Consider the following 16139-nt stretch of genomic DNA (forward strand, 5'->3'; position numbering starts at 1 on the left):
GTAGAATCAATTACTCTAATCTAGTCTATAGAAACAAATTGAAATCACAAAGGAGACCTGAATGGTCCTTTCTTTTTGAAAATCCTTATAAATTGGTCAGTTTAATATTAAATACGGTGAAATTGTGGATTTAGATTATAAGGTTAAGGGGGCTATGGATATTTGTGAGATCTTTATAAGTAGTAGAAAAAATTTTAAAGAGAGTGAAGAAGATGAGTCAAGTGAGAATAAGAGAAAGGGTTACTTATCTAAAACTTTGATTAGGAAGATCTATACTATTGTAACTTCTCATGAGAATCCTAAGGAGGCTATTCCGGATCTGTTGTATCTAGTAGCTAGGAATGAGTCTAAAGAAAATGGGGGTACTGAATTGTGGAGTTTTGTAAGTAAGGTGATTGAGCTTATTAATAACAATACACTAGAAAATGTTAAAAAGTACCTTGAGGGAGCTGTTATGGTCTTTTACGTATTAGAGGGATTCAGTGAGAAGGGAAGAGATATTGAAAATATTTGTAACCTTTTGAAAGGTGAGAGGAGTGTCGCAAAAGTTTCCTAATTTACTTCACGCTTCTCTTAATTATAGACGAGTAGTGTCTTTTGAAATGCATACTATTGAATTTCTACGAGTTGGAGAGAGTAAGGTGATAGATATTGGTTCTCCAGATTTGCCCATTCTTAAAATTAAGGAGCAAAAGGGAGGAAGTATTAGATATAAACCTATTATACCGGGTTCATCAATAAAGGGGGCGGTAAGGAGTGAGTATTCTAGGGTTTTAAGTGGTCTTCCCGAGGATACTCTTAAATCTCTCTTCGGTTATAGTAAGCTTTTTACCGAGAAGGATTTAAAAAGTAATTATGACTCTTATGAAATTTTTAATATTATTGTTAATAGTATGACAAATAAGGAGAATAATGAGGTGGGATTACTTGATTTACTTTTCGGTAGTGATTTCTTCGCATCTCCCACTATTTTCACGGATGCAATTGTATCTAATGAAGCTGAAGAATACATAGGGGAAAGATATCATATTAGGATTGATGTGGATAGGGATGCTGTGATGGAAAATAGTTTGCTAAACGTTGAAGCTGTTTATCCTGGTACTAGGTTTACTTTCAAAATTATCTATAATTCTCTGGACTTTGGTGTAAAAGATGAATCTCCAGTAGATAAGGCTTTCAACGTATTAGTATCATCATTTCTAGATAATAGGGAAATGTTTTTAGGCGGTTTTAAGAGTAGGGGTTATGGTTTAGTTCGATTGAAAAAAATCGATGATAGAAAGTTTACTCCAGAGGAATTGGTGGGTGTTAAAAATGGTTGAAGTGAATTTCAAGACTTATTATATTTTAACTAAAATATGGGGGAAGATAACTAATAAATCTCCCATTAGAGTGGGTGGAACAAGGGGGTATGGTATTGGTGAGCCGGATTTACCGATTTTGAGAACTCCAGATAGGAGAGCTGTAATACCCGGCTCTACTCTTAAGGGCGTTTTTAGGAATAGTTTAGCTAGATATTTGAAAAATGTTAATCCAGAAAGCGATTTGGCGTTTGCCTTTGGTGGGAATAGGGTGATCGGTGGTAGTAAGGGGAAAAATAACCTAGCCTTAGGATCTGCTGTTATTTTTTCTGATTTCACTACTAGGCAACCTATAGACGTTTATGAAAGAACTCACATAAAGATCGATTTGAGTAAAGGTTCAGGGCGTCCTTTTCAAGTTGAATATGTTCCAGAGAATAACGAATTTGAGGGCACTATTATAGGTAGAAATTTGCCATTAAGTGACATGAGTGGAATGATTTACGTAGTAAAGAATTTAATGGATCTAGAAGTTGTGAGGATTGGCGGTTTTAAAAGTAGAGGGTATGGAATTGTTAGATTTGATGTTGCAAAAGTTGAAGTTTATTTACCCTCTAATAGCGTTGAGTTTGAAACAAGATTGGGGATTTTGAGTAGGGGTATAACAAGGAAGATCTCCATTAAGGTGGAAAATAATAGTCTTAAAGAAAATGAAAAAAGTTTCACTATTATTAGCTCATCTTCTAATGAACTTTTCAATAAATACGAAATAAATGTAGATTCATTCTATAACGTAGGAAAAACTATGTTAGAAGGTGGCTAAAGTGGGGTATAAATGCGTTAACTATAATACAAATGAACATGATTTTCAGAAAAGAGACAAGTATGATGAAATATATAAAATATATGCAACTTTTAAAACTGTAACACCAGTTTGTACATGTAGCGGAAATGTTAAGATCGAGTATGATAGAAATAGTCATAATGTTAAAGTGACATACCTTGGGTATAGAGTGAATGGTAAGCCAGCTATTATGGGATCCTCATTAAAAGGTGCCCTTAGAACTTACGCGTTAATGTTGTCAGATGAGGCTACAGTTAAAAATCTCTTCGGCACTAATGGATTTGAAAGTCTACTCTACTTTAAAGATATAGTTCTTACAGAAAATTACGTGGCATTGCCTTTAGGGGAGGAATGGACTCCCAAAAAGAGTTGTGATAAGCACGCTGTTAAGGTTTATATTTATAGATATCCTAAGGTTAAATCAACTAATATTTACTTTGAAGCGATACCAAAAAATAAGAAGTTTAGTGCGGAAATTATCGCAATTAATGTAAGTATAGAAGATTTGAAATTACTTTTAGCCAGCATGGGGGCTAAAAAGTATGGGATAAAGATTGGAAGAGGAAAAGAAAAAGGATATGGGATAATAAAATTAGATGAAATTAAGATAGAAAGTTTAAGAAAGTTTCAGGCAATAAAGGTAAATGAGTTAATTAATGATGCTCAAAAAATTATTGATAATAGGGTGGAAGAAAATGAAAATCTCCGATATGCTTTCTTTGATTAATGATAAAGAATATGGTGAATTATACAAAATATTAAAAGAAAATACACCACTCGATGACGAGACGATCAACAAAATTATAGAGAACGTTTCAAGAGAAGTACTAGTTAAGACCAAGATTAAAAAGGATGAGTTTAACGAAATTATTAATAGAAGCTTAATAAGGATAAGACATCTTAAGAAATTTAAAGATGAACAGAAAGACGACCATTTTATAAATACAAAGTGGAGGGATCTATTGTTTGAGAAAATAGAAAAAATAGATAAAAAAACTTTAAAAAACGTTTTCGTATATTCCTATTTGATAGCAAGGGAAAAGGAGAAAGAAAGGAAAAAGAAGAGAAAAGAAGAGAGGAGGAAAGGATATAAGTGGAAAAAAAGGTACAGATCAAGATAAATTGTGAATGGGATGATTAACGATTACTACACCCCCATTCTCTTGTTCAAGGTTTAATTTGCAATTTCGCACAACCATGATTGAACCGCTCCTTACTACAATGTCGATTTTCCAAGTATCGTAGTCGAACCTTTTTCTCTTGTCAAAGGTAACGTTTTCGTAAATTATTTTTCCTTTGCACTCATTCTTAATTTTCTCATAAGTCTCATAGCTGACATTCCCGTAAAAGTCCAGAACGCAAATTTCATCATCACATTGGTTTAACGTAAATTCCTTTTTATTAACTAGTTTGATTAGCCCATATCCCTTGGTTTTGAATGAACCTACGTAAATTCCCTCTTTTAAAGATTCCTCAAGCACCTCAATTTTTCCACTGGCAATAAATGAGAAAATTTGACCAGGGTATATAGCCTCAACGTGAGCTATGTAGCCCTCCCTTTCGTTTTTCCCTCGTATAAGCGGATTTTTGGTATACTCATCAAGCTTAAGTATAGTAGTTTCTATTCTCTCTATAGGGATTGAATAAGCTTTATCCCTTAAGTAGATCCAGTGCTGTGGTCCCTTCTTTAACCTAATTGTCTTTTCTCCCCACTTAGATTTCCCCATAATAGTATTTAGAATATGTGACAAACCATCAACGTAATAGTTATCTCTTTCATTATCCTTGTAAAGAGTTACTAACCCAGCAGGGTTTAATGTAGTTTGGTCAATAGAAGAAGGATACGCATCGGAAACTTTGATACCTAGATCAAAATCCTCTTTTGGACCTCCCCAATTCTTAATAGAACGCGACTTAACAGCACCAATTATGCTAGATGCAGGTATATAGTCAAGGGATTTAAAGTAATTTCCCGATGCGTAATTTACAACCAATGGTGTCTCATTTCTTATGAAGAAGAGATAATAGTCTGTCATCCAATTTCACCTCCTCAACAACTCCAATTCCCCTACTTCCACCCCAACCTATGGTTGAGTACTTCATTAAGAGAATTGCCTTAGCCAAACATTTTTTCTCCTCCTCATTTAAGGGTGAAAGTTCGACAATATCAAAGTTAACATTGATCTTCCCTTGGAGAATTTCATAAGAATAGAGTGAGTGATTCTCTACGATCCCTAGTTGCCTATTCACCCTTATGCCATACTTGACCTTTTTCTCTGCCTTTTCACGAATGTAACCCCATCCTACGATAACTTTACTCATTTTCGATCTTCCTTCATCAAATTCTGAGCCAAGAAATCCAGTATCACACTTTAAAATTTTCAAATTCCTTCTAATAATTCCCTTTAATGAAGATCCGGGTATGACGTAAATTCTCTTCTCATCTCCATTCTTCAATTCAATATACATTGCACTCAAATCTACATTTTTCTCCCCAGATTCAATGTGGCCTCTTAGATTATTTACCGTAACCGTATTCGTATAAATTACTCTCACTCCCATCTCACCTCATAATATTTCATAGTTTTACCATTTATCTGATTAGCATCCTTTTCTATAATTTTACTCATTATTGTTAATAGGAGTATATAGCTGGAAAGCGGAATACTTTTACGATCGGCATATTGAATTACTTCAATAATGTTTTCAGCTGCATCCTTATTATTTCTAGCCACGTCATAAAATATTCTGATTCTATCGCTTTCTAGCTTTACGTAATCCAACAGTTTCCTATAGGATATCTTAGATTCCTCTAATTTCCTTATAATATTATAAATATCTTTAGCCTCCTCACCAAGAATAGACAGGACTCTCGACCCCTCATAAATGAATTTATTATCTAAAATGGATAAAATGAAACCACTACCCTTATATCTACGTTGAATCCTAGTTTTTGATTCACTTTTTGAAATATGTTCTAAAAATTCAGCTTTCTCCCTGGCCAAGAATAAGGGGTAGGCTGTATTCGTATAAACGAAAGCCCCAGCTGAAATCCCAAACCAAAGATAGGGCTTCTTTCTTATTATCTTATCAGAAACACTCTCATACTTTTGTTCATTTTCCACTCTCCCATTAATCTTGACAAGAGCCTCATCAAAATAATAGGCAAATTGAAGTAAATTTTGTGCGGATATTAGTATTGAGATATCGTCCCCACCAATTAATATAGGAACCAATTCTACATATGGTTTAAGGAATAGCTTCGAATTGAACTCTCCAACTCTTGTCAACGCGTATAACAATGAGTAGTATATCATATATGTAAAACGTCTAGTTATTTCTATATACTGAGTTAAAGTGGTGACATTCGATTTTATATTACCAAAGTTATCACCATCAGCTACGATCAAAACGGGGTCCCTACCGAATTTCTTCTCATCAGAACCTACTCTTTTCTCCATCTCATCAATTGTCGACAAAACTTTCACTCCATGCTGTAAAATTCTATCTAAATCTACTATTAATTTATAAGATCTCAGCTTACTCAGTTTATCCCTAAAAAAGTCACTTACTTCCTTGTCCCCCCTTATCATTCTTCTATAACTCTCGTAAAATCTCTCAGCGAGACTACATGGTAAACAAACCTTTTCCTCATATACTGGATTAACCTTACACTTCTCACATAGCCTTCCAGAGGGCTCCGGGTTCCATAAGATCAATGTATGTGTATAATTTCCGCCAAAAAATTTAGAAAGTAAAGTTCCAAAACCTCTTAAGGAATCCCTTGTATAAGGATTTACGTTATTCCAACCACTCCAATTTTCCTTGGGACCTAAATGAGCCTCTGCAAACTTAAAATCCATCTTACCCACTCTTATAAAGTCAAATACTTTCTCAGATCCAAACAATTTGGAAATGAACTCCCCTACGTTCAACTTAAAAGTAGAAGGAACTATGGCCAAAACAGAACCTCCTTCTTCACTTATTACCGCTTCTTTGCCGATACTCCTCTTTATATAATGAGATACCTCGTGAATAAAACTGTCTATTAAAAGGCTATACCCCGAGTAAATTGATAATTCTCTTCCCCTCCTTAAGTAAGACTTAATGCTTGGAACTTCAAGATGATATAACGCTAAGAGCTTCTCACCATTACATAATTCCTCCTCAGCACTTATCAATTTCTTAGCAAGAGCTAAAGCCTTATTTTCGTCAGTACTCAGAATCCCATAAGTTCTATAATCCTCTGAATCCTCCTCCGATTCATAAATTCTATTTTCAATTTGATTTAAGTACTCTTGACCACCTAAGTCGTAACCAATACTCTGAAGATCCTTTGCTAAATCCAGAAAATCTTTGAAAGCGTCTGGCGAATCCCTTATCAGAAAAGCTCTAGAGGACGCACTTGCCTTATCAGCATAAGCAATTATCCATTCAAGAACGTTGGAAGGCTTATCTCTATAATTTTGGCCATAGTGGTGCCGAGAAGCCGTATTACTCAAAATCTCAGCAAGTTCCTTATCAATATCCTTAAATATATCATAAACTATATCCTTAGTTCTACTAGCATGACCATTGGGTGGAGGCTTTCCTATATCATGTAGAAGAGCCGAAACCCTAACAATTCCCCTAACTTCTTCCCTCGAAAGAACCCTATTGTTTATCTTAATTTCACCACATCTTTTATCTAAATATGATAAAGCTGCAGAGACAGCAAATGCAGAAGTAGTAATCATGTGATCCCCAATACTATTACTAAAACCCGGAAAACGAGTATCAGCCGGAATTAGAACAAAGTAAAATTCATCTGGCAATTTATCATCTAAACTCACACCTCTACAGAAAGCGTTATCTTTACCGTCAGAACATAATAAATACTTAAAATAGTACTCCCAACCCCTATTAATTGCCTCAATAATTTCATCAGCGATCTCATTTAGAAATCCAGACCAATCATTCCTCCCTTCATACTTTTTCTTGACGTTATTCACAATATTACGAACAACATTAATTATATGCTCCCTATCTGAATCCGAAACACTAGCGACTGCTGAAAGTGTCAATGGATCTATCCTTAAATACCTTGTCACATTATAAGAAAAACCAAACATAGATAATAAACATTATTCCACTATATAGGAGATATACATAATAGAAAAGTTGACCAACTAATGGACTTCCCTTGGGAATATTCCACTCTATAGGAGATATAGCGAGAGGATTAAAAGATAAGAGAAACACCTTCAACTTTCTCAAGAATTTATCAAGAATATAGGTTCAGTTTATATAATTAAAAGTTCTCATTCTTTCAATTCCTTTGTGGATTTATCCCTGCGAGGCACCCGACTGCGAAAGTTGTTTAGCGTGGTGCTTTCAATTCCTTTGTGGATTTATCAGGCAATTGAAGCCATCCTTAATATCCCAGAGACAAAGGTCTTTCAATTCCTTTGTGGATTTATCATGTTTTCGATCGAGATGCAAACTGTGTGCCATTTATCAATCTTTCAATTCCTTTGTGGATTTATCATGTCATGGTTTGCTGGAGTATAATACTGAAATACCCCACTTTCAATTCCTTTGTGGTTTTTTTTTTTTTTTTTTTTTTTTTTTTTTTTTTTTTTTTTTTTTTTTTTTTTTTTTTTTTTTGAGAGATAAAGCTAGAACTTTCAATTCCTTTGTGGATTTATCAATTTTATTGCCAGACGGGGGAGATATTTCAGTTTATGACTTTCAATTCCTTTGTGGATTTATCCAATTCTCATCAGCTAGCGAGATGGCTAAGGCAATAAGCTTTCAATTCCTTTGTGGATTTATCTTAATGCTAAAAAAACATTTTCCAACTCTTCTAAATTATCTTTCAATTCCTTTGTGGATTTATCCTTGGGATAGTAACTTAGCCAATGCGGGATGCCCTATGAACTTTCAATTCCTTTGTGGATTTATCTCAGATATGTAGCACTCGAGCATATAAAAGCTCTACAAAGTCTTTCAATTCCTTTGTGGATTTATCTGGGGACGGGGTCACAGTCCCCAACCCTTAATTTAAAACCTCTCTTTCAATTCCTTTGTGGATTTATCGAATTCTACAGAGGTTGGCAGAGATATTAGAAGCCCAGAACTTTCAATTCCTTTGTGGATTTATCCATCAAATGTATTTACACATATCAAAAATTGTATGTTCTTCTTTCAATTCCTTTGTGGATTTATCACGAGGAGAGCCAGGAGTCCCACCGAACACACAAACCATCTTTCAATTCCTTTGTGGATTTATCATTGAGATAAAAAGTTCGCTCTATCCCAACCGTCAAATTAGCTTTCAATTCCTTTGTGGATTTATCTTGGATGATTTTGACGAAGTACTCAGACAAGCAAATAAGCTTTCAATTCCTTTGTGGATTTATCGAGATATATAACGAGGGGTGTGCTACTGGCAGAGAAACCTTTCAATTCCTTTGTGGATTTATCAGTTGCAACAGAAATGAATTTAAACAATTAAAAGATATTGCTTTCAATTCCTTTGTGGATTTATCGGAGACTACGCTAAATGTCTAGCTGATGCCGCTGCGCAACTTTCAATTCCTTTGTGGATTTATCGGATGGGTAGGTGTGGTGCCAAGCGGATGGGTTCTCACTCTTTCAATTCCTTTGTGGATTTATCTCGTCAAGTTTTGTGATTGTCTTAAAGCTACCAGAGTATCTTTCAATTCCTTTGTGGATTTATCAATCAAATGCACATATAGTATCAAGTAGTAATATGTTGCCTTTCAATTCCTTTGTGGATTTATCCAATATATATTATAACTATAAACTAAATAGCTATATATTCTTTCAATTCCTTTGTGGATTTATCGCAGTGAGAAGCTTTGAGGAATTACGGGACCACTTCGACTTTCAATTCCTTTGTGGATTTATCAAATTTCCTCATCAGTTTGCAAGATTTCGAAAATGCTACTTTCAATTCCTTTGTGGATTTATCGATTCAATCATACAGAATTATAGCGGACAAACTATAGAATTCTTTCAATTCCTTTGTGGATTTATCCCAAAAACGATATGCGGAGTAAACACAGAAAAGCTTTTAAAACCTTTCAATTCCTTTGTGGATTTATCCCTTATCTCATTTTCCAACACTAGACGTTTATCATTGTAACTTTCAATTCCTTTGTGGATTTATCGGAAATATTCCTAGGTAAAATGTTGTTGATGAGAACTTTCAATTCCTTTGTGGATTTATCACTGAAGTGTGAGAAGTATGTTGCATTATAGATAGTACTCTTTCAATTCCTTTGTGGATTTATCCGCTCTATTCCTATACAAGAATGGATACCATAAAAAACACTTTCAATTCCTTTGTGGATTTATCACGTGTTTCGTTAGAGACCCAATTACAAGAAATATTTAACTTTCAATTCCTTTGTGGATTTATCAATAATAGATAAGGAATTTTACCTAACTAAAATGGATACTTTCAATTCCTTTGTGGATTTATCTTGCATAAATTGCGAAAATTGTGCAAAATGACAGATTAATCTTTCAATTCCTTTGTGGATTTATCTTTCATTGTGTCTGGAATATTTACATTAATTTTGGGTTCCTTTCAATTCCTTTGTGGATTTATCTACACGAAGAACAACTTGAAAGAAGGACCAAAAGAGAAACTTTCAATTCCTTTGTGGATTTATCCCGCCCTCAAGTGGATTTATGAATGGTTCTGGATAAGGAAACTTTCAATTCCTTTGTGGATTTATCCACAGGCCGTAACGAACATCGTCTATCTGGTTACACTAGCCTTTCAATTCCTTTGTGGATTTATCATGAGTATGGAAGAGCAATGTCATATCAATCATATCTTGTTCTTTCAATTCCTTTGTGGATTTATCTAATAGCGTTTAAATAAGCTGAAGTTGAAGGTGCTAAAGGCTTTCAATTCCTTTGTGGATTTATCCCATATCCACAACCTAGAACTCCACTAAGACGTATTCGTATACTTTCAATTCCTTTGTGGATTTATCCTTTTTTGATAATGTAACGATGTCATTGATAAGAGATTTCTTTCAATTCCTTTGTGGATTTATCAAAGACTTGAAACAAGAGATGGAAAATTCTGAATCAATTAACTTTCAATTCCTTTGTGGATTTATCCTATTTACAATATTTTGCAAACGCATTCGGCGTAATCTTCTTTCAATTCCTTTGTGGATTTATCTGGTGTATTTTTATACTTCTATTTCCTTATCTCTCGTTTCTTGCTTATAAGTTTTTCATTTCTCTCGTCTTTCTACCATGCGACCAATTTTAGTTGTAATTAATTTAACAAATTGTGGTCGCAAGGATTTTCTGTTTAATTGAAACATGGGTTAACATTTATATACGTTCAATTATTTCATAACGATTCGTTTCGGTCGCATCTAGACTCGAACTATTACACTTTTAAACTCCTTAATCAACTCGAACTTCAATAGTTATATTTATTGGACGAACTTTAACTAGATTCGTTACATATCGTAAATTATTGTTTTATTCTAACCCTACCTTTTTTGATTACTTTTCATTTTAAGGAACAGTTATCTTTTTAAAGAGATTTATAAGCACATAAATTTTACATTTAATCCCACGACGTAATACTAAAAATTATTTAAAATGATAAAAACACATAATAGTATAGGATAACTCTCAAATAGTAGAAATATATCTTCTATTGATGAAGTAGAAAATGCAGACGTAATATTATTTTTTTAATTGATCTTATTTTGGCTAAAACCGCATATATTATTTTTTAAGCAAAAAAGAAAAATGATACCTTTTATGATCAATACTTACTCTGAATCCTTAACATTTCCCTTATTCTGTTCAGGGACTCTTTTTGAATATTTACCCTTTGATTGCTATTCATTTGATATATGTGAAAACTTCATCATCACATTACGCAAGGAATAGTTATTATTGTGGTATACGAGTTATCATTTAGTGAAAACGACTATCAGATTATATTCTTCTCTCTTCCATAAGTTAAATGCCTCTTTTTCCCCTTCTCATTTATTGGGAGTTTTGTGAGCGTTTTTTTTAAAAAAAAAGGTAAACAGATAGAATAAAAAGAGGGGAAAAAGTCATATTAATAAAAAAACTAAGTAAGAAGCAAGGGGAAAGTTAGTCACTTTCTTCTCACAAGTAATGTTACTATACCGGCTAAGATCGAGAATAGTGCCATGGCGTATATTCCATCTACGAACGATCCTGTGAATGATTTTAGAAATCCCACAGTTATAGGACCAGCAATTCCACCAAGATTTCCAACAGCGTTTATTAAACCTATAGCTGCTGCAGCCGCATCTCCATATAAATAGCCTTGAGGTATAGCCCAAAACGTTGCTATGAAACTATAAATCCCTATGGCAGCTATTGCGAAGAGTATGAATGATACTATAAATATGCTTTGAGTTACTGCACTTAAAATTAAACCTATCCCCGCAACTAAGAATACTAAAAATGTCACGAACTTGTGATTTTGCCTTCTATCAGCGTAGCGAGCTATGAGAATTAAGGATATCGATGCAATGACATATGGTATTACCGATAGGAAACTAGCTATCGTAGCGTTAACTTTACCAATAAAACTTATAATTGATGGTAACCAGATCGAATAGCCGTAAAAACTTGTAACTCCTAAAAAGTACACTATAGCTAACAATATTACGTTTAAGTCAGCTAACGCTCTAGTCCAACTAACCTTAACCTTATCCACCTCTTCCTCTTTAAAGGCTTGTTCTAATGCAGTCTTTTCGTCTGTGCTTAACCACTTAGCATCCCTTGGAAAGTCTGTTAAAATGAAATATGCAAGTAACCCACCGAATATTGCCAATATCCCTTCATACCAGAACAGATATCTCCATCCAGGGTAGTCGCCATATACTGAAAATATTGCTCCAGCAATTAGACTACCGAATATTCCAGATATCGGAATCGCAGCTGTAAAGAAACTGTTTGCTGTAGCCCTCTCTGTTTTTAAGAACCACAAACTCAGATAGAACATGACACCTGCGAAGAATGGAGCTTCCGCCATTCCTAGTATAAATCTTAATACGTAGACTTCCGCAACTGAAGTTACGAAACCAGTTGCGATAGTGATTACACCCCACGCTGTAAACGCTATAAGAAATATTTTTCTAACGCCGTATCTGTTAATACCTAAGTTTGAGAATATTTGTGGGATGAAATAGCCAACAAAGAACAAGGATGAAGCTAGGGATGCTATTATACCAACTTGCTTTGCGGGAACTCCTAGATATTGAAACATTCCAGCGTCTATTGCATAGGAAATATTCACTCTATCAAGAAAGTTGACAATATATAAGAAGAAAAGTATTGGGAGTAATCTAACATACCTTTTTCTCCTAGAGATTTCAATGAGGGAACGATAACTCATAAATTAATTTTTTATAGTAGTAATTAATAAGCTTTTTTAATGCTACAAAATAGTCTATTAATAAATTTCATATTTCTTTCTAGATGTGAAATAAATTAGGGATATGGTACGTATATATCAATTGAAGATAATGATAAAGTACTCGATTGTTCCTTTTTTTTTAAAAAAAATAAAGGATGATTGACATTATTGCACTAATAATGTCGAAACAAATGCCTTAACAAGTTGATATAACTGTATCTTCATAGAGAGAATTTTCTCTAACTCTTGATCGATATGGGGTTTTTGAGTTTCACAATATATCATAATATTTTATTTAATATTAACCTCAGCCCTTGGGCTTTACTAAGGTCATGAGTATTCATCTTTGTATGCCCTAGAGAAGTAAACCCTCATTGTGAGATACTTTGCTATGTGAAGAGGGGTAATACAACACATAATATAATGGGTTATAACAAAAGTTGCTCAGTGAATTAGGGTAGTACGTGCTGGTTCTGCGGTAGATCTCTGGGTCCATAATTATAGTTGCTCAGTGAATTAGGGTAGTACATATGAAATTGATTTTGTAGTTGTTTCTAACACCTATTCTGTTGCTCAGTGAATTAGGGTAATACAACAGTTTGGCAAAAATATTTATGAAAGAGCATGAGTCCGTTGCTTAGTGAATTAGGGTATACACAAATCTTTATATATTTCCTTTTTCTGAGTGGTACTTATGGCAGATGTTTTCATTCAGACTATTGGCGATATTGTGACAGCCTATGCCAAAAGCTTAGTGGAGAAGTCAAAGCAAGGTAAGAAGTTGAGTGAACAAGACTACCTCTTTCTCATGATATACTTAAACAGGAAAAGGATAGATGACCTTAGAAGTGACATGAATAAAAAACTTGACGAGTTAAATGAAAATTTGGATAAGAGGTTTAGTGACCTAAAGGGTTATGTTGACAAGAGGTTTGATGACGTTCAAGCTAATATTAGGAGCGTTAGAGAGGAGGTAAAGGGTTTAAGAGAATATACCGAAAAGAAGTTTGAGGAAGCTAGGGGTTATACTGATAAGAGGTTTGACGAATTAAAGGCTGATTTGAATGCCAATATGCAATCCCAGTTCACTAACTTTAGGGAATATGTTGATAAACAATTCGAAGGAGTTGATAAGAGATTTAACGATTTACGTTCAGATATGAACTCAAGGTTCAACGATTTGAAGAACGATTTAAACTTAATCATCAAACTACTAATGGAGAAAAGCTCATGATTGACCTTGAAAAATGAACTTTTCGCATTTGTACTAAATCGTTTTCTACAGTTTTAGGCCACTTGCTACTTTCCTCTATAATACCTTATTTCTCCTTTTCTGTTTGTTTTATCTATAAAAATTATATAAATTTCTTCATAAATTTTCATATACATTATTCATTCTCTTCTTCTATTGGATAGCAGGTTAACCAATTCTCACTAGCTCTTCACATTTTTTGTTCTATAGGATGTAGAGCATAAAGCAACTTCACTTGTTTGCATTATTCCTCGGATATGAGGAAGAGCGTTGGTCTTCATATATATTATCTTGCAATTGAAGGTTGGGGATATTAAGGTAAAAAATCTGCCAGAATACTTGGCCACTTTGAGGCGTAATCTGTTGATTTGAATATTAAGGAAAATCCTATACCACTTAACGTTAGAAGAAGAATTAATTACCCTATAGTAGTATCCTGGAAATGACGTATACTATATTAACGTTTAATTTTTCCTAGATAAGATAAGGTGTATTTATCAATGTATGATTAAAGATTGAAATGGCAATGGTTTGGTTTTGTTGGTCTCTTTAGTATTTATCAATGTATGATTGAACCACTTACGATTACTTAAATCTCCTTGACGAGAAGTTATTTTGTTATTTAAGGTTTAAGTGATTTCAAGTAAATTTACGTAAAGTACTAACCCTATTAGATTTCAGCTAGAGTCAAACCCTTAGCAATGGTAAATAAATTAATGATTTGAATGAAAACCTCCAATCCATGAGCGTTTCAGAAGAGAAGTGAATTGCGTGAGATGGATATTTTTGCCCATTTATGGGATACAGTAACCTTTCTCAAAGAGAAGTGAATTGCAAAAGGCTGTGTATATCCTTTTTATTTTTAAGAGAGGAAAAGAAGTGCGTAAAGGGAACATCAGTGTAATGTAAGTGATCAAAAGAACCTCTTATAGAACTAAAAGTGTAATGATGTAATTTTGGGGAAAATTTTTGAAAAGTTGAAGAACATGCCATTGAACTAAAAGAAGTATTAGCTGGCCAATTTTCCTAAATTTGAGAGAAGAGTGTGTACATATATGCTATAGAACTAAAAGGCCCATGGGGCTGGCGAATGCTAACAGACGCTAGGACGCTGTATAAATGATATAGAACTAAAAGTTGAAGTTTTCCTTTTCTTGGTTAGGATTTCAGACGTTTCACGTATACATGCTATAGAACTAAAAGAAGACTGGAGTTTTTATGAGTACATCGTGCAATGCGATCAACAGTATTTGATTTAAGATAAAGAATAGGAGAAGGAAAGATTACTTTACGTTTGATTTATGTTAACTCCATATTCTTAGGCAAATGTTTGTAGAAATTGAAAAAAGTGGTTTACTAGTTGGGCCGTTAAATTCGGATAAATCAGCGTAAGAAAGAACACCAAAGGAAAGTGAACTTCCGAGTGTTGTAATGCAAATTTAGATATAAATTACTATTATATATATATATAGACATAATACCAGTAGCTTATTATATAATGTGAGGACGCTTAACTTGAGTTGTTCTAATACATCCTAAATAGACGCGTTTAGACTATTATATATAACAATGTAAAGACGTCAGAAAACTATCATGATAAATTACTATAGACATAATACCAGTTTATTTATAAGTTACTTCGATTTATTTCACTTATGGCAAGATTAGTAGCAACTTTAGGGAAATCTCCAGGTGGAATAGCTGAGACTTTAGCAAACTTAAGTTCCGGCAATTACTTAGCCCCTTTTGAGACTAAGGAAGTTAAGATAAACGAACTTATCGTGATAAGGACTGCAGAGGTTATGGAGAGTTATTATTTCCTGAAAACCATACTTTTGTGTTGTCTAGATTTCACAAACATTAGGGAAGTAGGGCTTCCATTTGATGATATTTCATCCCCTCAAGATTTCCTAACTGTTAGGGAAACTGTTAGAAAAGTTTTAAGCACTGGGGATTATTTAGACTTCTCTGGAGGAAGAAAGGCAATTACTGCAGCTGCTGTATTAGCTGCGAGGGATGTTGGTGCGCATTTAGTTACAACAATTATTGACCAAAGCGATTACATCAGAATGAATAAGAGATATGAGGAATTGAAGGAGAGGGCTTTATCAGTTTACAATAAGGGAGAGTGTCTTAGTTACTTCTGCGATTTAATGTCATCTAAAGCTAAGACCATTATATTCTTCTAGGAATGGGGAAAAGTTCAGACCTTGACGTTAGCTATTCTCATTTTTAAAAATAATGAATGCAGACCTTAAAGAGAAGCATGGATGAAGTGATTAAAAATTACGTGGATAA

General features: G+C 33.9%; 11 protein-coding genes and 2 CRISPR repeat arrays. Of the genes, 7 read left to right on the plus strand and 4 right to left on the minus strand.

All coding sequences use genetic code 11. The features are described 5' to 3' along the window. Positions 1–124: 124 nt before the first annotated feature. Genes GFS03_RS04865 through GFS03_RS04885 form a run of 5 tightly spaced genes read left to right on the plus strand, consistent with a single transcriptional unit; the run spans position 125 to position 3266 of the window. Entirely contained in the window at positions 125–556 is a 432-nt protein-coding gene (locus tag GFS03_RS04865; RefSeq protein WP_153422767.1) for a hypothetical protein, read from the plus strand. Then, positions 537–1322, plus strand: a complete 786-nt coding sequence (locus tag GFS03_RS04870) for an RAMP superfamily CRISPR-associated protein (protein WP_153422768.1) — start codon at positions 537–539, stop codon at positions 1320–1322. The genes GFS03_RS04865 and GFS03_RS04870 overlap by 20 nt, the downstream gene beginning before the upstream one ends. Continuing rightward, complete coding sequence (locus GFS03_RS04875) at positions 1315–2124, plus strand: RAMP superfamily CRISPR-associated protein (protein WP_162000401.1); 810 nt, start codon at positions 1315–1317, stop codon at positions 2122–2124. The genes GFS03_RS04870 and GFS03_RS04875 overlap by 8 nt, the downstream gene beginning before the upstream one ends. A 1-nt stretch (position 2125) precedes the next feature. Next, the gene (locus GFS03_RS04880) at positions 2126–2872 is read left to right on the plus strand and encodes an RAMP superfamily CRISPR-associated protein (RefSeq protein ID WP_162000402.1); all 747 of its coding nucleotides are present in this window, start codon (positions 2126–2128) and stop codon (positions 2870–2872) included. Next, the gene (locus tag GFS03_RS04885; RefSeq protein WP_153422771.1) at positions 2865–3266 is read left to right on the plus strand and encodes a hypothetical protein; all 402 of its coding nucleotides are present in this window, start codon (positions 2865–2867) and stop codon (positions 3264–3266) included. Before GFS03_RS04880 ends, GFS03_RS04885 begins: the two co-directional genes overlap by 8 nt. On the opposite strand, the gene GFS03_RS04890 is transcribed toward GFS03_RS04885, so the two are convergent. From GFS03_RS04890 to GFS03_RS04905, 4 genes are all read right to left on the minus strand, one after another. Beyond that, positions 3258–4181, minus strand: a complete 924-nt coding sequence (locus GFS03_RS04890) for an RAMP superfamily CRISPR-associated protein (protein WP_153422772.1) — start codon at positions 4179–4181, stop codon at positions 3258–3260. The two genes, GFS03_RS04885 and GFS03_RS04890, sit on opposite strands and share 9 nt — an antisense overlap. After that, positions 4147–4701 (minus strand): RAMP superfamily CRISPR-associated protein, encoded by a 555-nt coding sequence (locus GFS03_RS04895; protein ID WP_162000403.1) that lies wholly within the window; start codon positions 4699–4701, stop codon positions 4147–4149. Before GFS03_RS04895 ends, GFS03_RS04890 begins: the two co-directional genes overlap by 35 nt. After that, entirely contained in the window at positions 4698–7235 is a 2538-nt protein-coding gene (locus GFS03_RS04900) for an HD domain-containing protein (RefSeq protein WP_162000404.1), read from the minus strand. The genes GFS03_RS04895 and GFS03_RS04900 overlap by 4 nt, the downstream gene beginning before the upstream one ends. Positions 7236–7450: 215 nt before the next feature. After that, a CRISPR array of direct repeats spans positions 7451–7736; the repeat unit is 25 nt; unit sequence CTTTCAATTCCTTTGTGGATTTATC. A 72-nt stretch (positions 7737–7808) separates the two neighbouring features. Next, positions 7809–10351: direct repeats of the CRISPR family, unit length 25 nt; unit sequence CTTTCAATTCCTTTGTGGATTTATC. A 945-nt stretch (positions 10352–11296) separates the two neighbouring features. Continuing rightward, positions 11297–12568 carry an MFS transporter gene (locus tag GFS03_RS04905; protein WP_153422775.1) on the minus strand — a complete coding sequence of 424 codons (1272 nt, stop codon included), beginning with the start codon at positions 12566–12568 and terminating at the stop codon, positions 11297–11299. A gap of 715 nt (positions 12569–13283) precedes the next feature. Here GFS03_RS04905 and GFS03_RS04910 point away from each other — a divergent pair. Then, complete coding sequence (locus GFS03_RS04910; RefSeq protein ID WP_153422776.1) at positions 13284–13823, plus strand: hypothetical protein; 540 nt, start codon at positions 13284–13286, stop codon at positions 13821–13823. Positions 13824–15496: 1673 nt separating this feature from the next. After that, complete coding sequence (gene crn1 / locus GFS03_RS04915; protein WP_153422777.1) at positions 15497–16030, plus strand: CRISPR-associated ring nuclease Crn1; 534 nt, start codon at positions 15497–15499, stop codon at positions 16028–16030. Positions 16031–16139 lie beyond the last annotated feature (109 nt).

This window comes from Sulfolobus sp. E5-1-F (assembly GCF_009601705.1).
GTDB lineage: Archaea > Thermoproteota > Thermoprotei_A > Sulfolobales > Sulfolobaceae > Saccharolobus.